The organism is Sphingomonas sp. CCH9-F2 (genome assembly GCF_001556735.1).
In the GTDB taxonomy this organism is placed as follows: domain Bacteria; phylum Pseudomonadota; class Alphaproteobacteria; order Sphingomonadales; family Sphingomonadaceae; genus Sphingomonas; species Sphingomonas ginsenosidimutans.
This window is the reverse complement of sequence record NZ_LSJO01000489.1, coordinates 1-2,421: the sequence shown is the minus strand read 5'-3', so window position 1 is coordinate 2,421 and position 2,421 is coordinate 1. Positions and strand designations below refer to the sequence as shown.

Genomic DNA, 2,421 nt, shown 5'->3' with positions numbered 1-2,421 from the left:
CATTGTCGTCTCCGCCGCCATTGCCGGTCGGAGGTGGAGCGAAGCGGAACCGGAGACCGGCAATGGCGGTGTCGCCGCTTCCGGCGCCGGCGGCCTGTAGCCCAGGCTGCTGTGCGGCCGGACGGTGTTGTAGTGCCGTCGCCATGCTTCGATCAGCACTCTTGCCTCGGCGAGGCTGTAGAAGATCTCGCCGTTGAGCAGCTCGTCGCGCAGCGACCCGTTGAAACTCTCGTTGTAGCCGTTCTCCCATGGCGAGCCCGGCGTAATGTAGAGCGTCTTCACGCCGACCTGCCCGAGCCATTTCTGGACCGCGATGGCGATAAACTCGCTGCCATTATCCGATCTGATGTGCGCCGGCGGGCCTCGAGCAATGAACAGATCGGCAAGTGCTGCCAATACGTCCTCATGCTTGAGCTGGCGCGCAACGATCAGCGCCAAGCACTCGCGGCTCGCCTCGTCGATGATGGTGAGGATGCGGAACTTACGGCCATCATGCGTCCGCCCTTCGACGAAGTCGTATGCCCAGACATGTCCCGGATATTCGGGCCGCAGCCGGACGCACGAGCCATCGTTCAGCCATAGCCGGCCGCGTTTCGGCTGCTTCTGCGGTACCTTCAGCCCCTCACGACGCCAGATGCGCTCGACACGCTTGTGGTTCACCGACCACCCCGCGGCATGCAGCAGCGCGGTCACCCGACGATAGCCGTAGCGCCCGTACTGCCTGGCCAACTCGATGATGTCCTCGGTCAGGGTCTGTTCGTCGCCTGCCCCGCACGGCACCTTGCGCTGCGTCGACCGATGCTGGCCAAGCACGCGGCACACCCGTCGCTCGGACACATCCAGCGTCTCCTTCACCTGATCGATGCAGCGCCGGCGCCGTGCGGGGCTCAGAAGTTTCCCCGCGCGGCCTCCTGCAAAATGAGCTTGTCGAGCGTCAGGTCCGAGATCGCACGGCGCAGCCGCAGGTTCTCCTTCTCCAGGTCCTTCATTCGCCGAGCCTGATCCGTCTTCAGGCCACCATATTCCTTGCGCCAGCGGTAGTAAGTCTGCTCGCTGACCGCGATCCGGCGGCATGCCTCCGCGGTCGTCCCGCCCTGGCCCAGCATGATCTCAACCTCACGCAGCTTCCCGATGATCTCCTCGGGCTTGTGCTTCTTGGCAGGCATTCGTCGTCCCTTCCTTGATCCAGACTCTCATAGTCGATGGACCACTCAGAAGGGGGCAGCTCAACCTGAATATGTTCTATATGACGCTGATGATGGTCGCGCCGATGGTAGTCGCGATGATCCTCGCCATGCGCCATATGTTTCCTTCCAGGGCGGCGAACAGCGCACTAATTATCGGCTCGATCGCGGTCTTCCTCGGCAGCTACGCGCTGATCCGGACGCAGACGACGATCGGAGACCGGGCGTTCACGCGGTCGATGATTCCGCATCACTCGGGCGCGATCCTGATGTGCCAAGAGGCGTCGCTCCGTGATCCCGAGTTGAAAGCGCTATGCGGCGAAATCATCAAGGGGCAGCGCCGCGAGATCGATCAGATGAAGGCCATTCTTCCCCGGCTTTGAACCGAAGCGCGACTGATAGGACAAGCCACCCAACGATTATCGCTTCGGCGGATGAGGGGGGCGCGCTTCCGGCGCGTAGAAAATTGACACGACCCGAGGAGATCGAGCTGCGTATTGTACCCGTGCTGGCGACCCTTGCCTTGCTCGCTACCCCGGCCCTAGCCCAGCAGGCGGGGCATCAGGGCATGAACCATCAAGGCATGGATCATTCCAAGATGATGCAGCCAACCGCGGCCAACCCCTACGGCCCGGCCGAGATGGACATGCACCAGAAGATGATGGCGGCGAAGGGAGCCGATGCCGGCGAGACGTGGATTCGCAAGATGATCGAGCATCACCGCGGTGCGGTCGCGATGTCGCAGATCGCGCTTCGCAGTTCCCAGAATGCAGAGGTCCGGGGCGAGGCGCAGAAAGCCATCACAAGCCAGAACCGCGAAATCGCGACCCTGAATGCGATGCTCCGCAAAATGGGCAAGCCTGCTCAATAACCGCATGGTCCCGCTCCAATCGGACGGGACCGCCAACGATGCTTCGACCAAGATCTGTATGCGCTACCTGATCGCCGCGCTGGCGCTGGGCGTTCGTCGGACGACCTTGGCGGCGACGTGACGGTGAAGGCCGAGCGGGGGACACGCCAGTTCGCGACCGGCGACCGCATCATGTTCCTTCGCAACGAACGGGGCATGGGGGTCAAGAACGGCACGCTCGCCCGATCGAGCGGGTATCGCCCGAGGGCATGGCGGTGCGCCTCGATGACGGGCGCGGTGTCGCGTTCGACACCAAGGATTATGCCCATGTCGATCATGGCTATGCCGCCACCATCCATAAATCGCAGGGGGTGACGGTCGATCGCG

General features: G+C 63.0%; 3 protein-coding genes and 1 pseudogene. 3 read left to right on the top strand and 1 reads right to left on the bottom strand.

The features are described from left to right. A protein-coding gene (locus tag AX685_RS13860; RefSeq protein ID WP_156445813.1) for an IS3 family transposase occupies positions 1–1,166 on the bottom strand; the annotation gives its coding sequence in 2 pieces (ribosomal slippage) (positions 1–902 and positions 902–1,166; 1,167 coding nt annotated over the 2 pieces). This gene is flagged as partial in the annotation. Between the two features lie 14 nt (positions 1,167–1,180). On the opposite strand from AX685_RS13860, the gene AX685_RS13850 reads away from it, so the two are divergent. The 3 genes and pseudogenes from AX685_RS13850 to AX685_RS21115 all read left to right on the top strand — a co-directional run. After that, positions 1,181–1,567 carry a DUF305 domain-containing protein gene (locus AX685_RS13850; RefSeq protein WP_066489674.1) on the top strand — a complete coding sequence of 129 codons (387 nt, stop codon included), beginning with the start codon at positions 1,181–1,183 and terminating at the stop codon, positions 1,565–1,567. 122 nt (positions 1,568–1,689) lie between these two features. Beyond that, a complete protein-coding gene (locus tag AX685_RS13845; RefSeq protein ID WP_037487153.1) occupies positions 1,690–2,055 on the top strand; it encodes a DUF305 domain-containing protein in 366 nt (121 codons plus the stop codon). A gap of 105 nt (positions 2,056–2,160) precedes the next feature. Then, positions 2,161–2,421 (top strand): annotated as a pseudogene (locus AX685_RS21115) (hypothetical protein); the annotation flags it as partial.